We start from the raw sequence: 556 nt of genomic DNA, 5'->3' as shown, positions 1-556 counted from the left end.
CGACGTTGCGCAGGGCATCCTGCACCAGGAGATCGTAGCGAATCAGATCGTCTGCCATCAACCGTTGCCTGGCGCCGCATCGCTCGCGGGAAGAGAATTCGAAGTGGAGGCTTCTGTTGCCAGGTGCCTCCGAACCCCGCCTATTCGGTGCTACCCGGTAGGACTTCGTTTGGTATTGGGGACCGCTTACGCGGCCACCGCCACCGGAGCAAAGTTGTCGTTGGCAACTATTGCATTGGCCCGATAACGGCGGAACCATGCCGAGCGAAAGCTCAACCTTTACGCCCTCGTCGATCCTATTTCGCCCCCGCCGAAGCCCGAACCGAACGGGCCGTTCCGGGCTTGGGTGGAGGCGCCGGGTACCGCCCCCGGGTCCGATAGGTTTATTCCGAAGAACGTTTATCGCCATAGCCGGCCTCGCGACCGGCAAGGCGAATATAGGGGGTTCCGTGCCGCTTTTGAAGCCCGCCCCGCACCATTCTGCGTCCGTTTCGCAAAGCGTGTCTCCGGCGCCCGGAAATGCTCCCCCGAACCCCGTCGGCGGACCCCGCCGGGC

At 63.5% G+C, this 556-nt stretch carries 1 other RNA gene; it reads right to left on the bottom strand.

The features are described from left to right. Positions 1 to 102 precede the first annotated feature (102 nt). Positions 103 to 467, bottom strand: a transfer-messenger RNA (tmRNA) gene (ssrA, locus tag QR78_RS33530). Positions 468 to 556 lie beyond the last annotated feature (89 nt).

The sequence above is a fragment of the Methylobacterium indicum genome (assembly GCF_001043895.1).
In the GTDB taxonomy this organism is placed as follows: domain Bacteria; phylum Pseudomonadota; class Alphaproteobacteria; order Rhizobiales; family Beijerinckiaceae; genus Methylobacterium; species Methylobacterium indicum.
The sequence above is the reverse complement of the archived record's forward strand: the minus strand, read 5'-3'. Positions and strand labels throughout refer to the sequence as shown.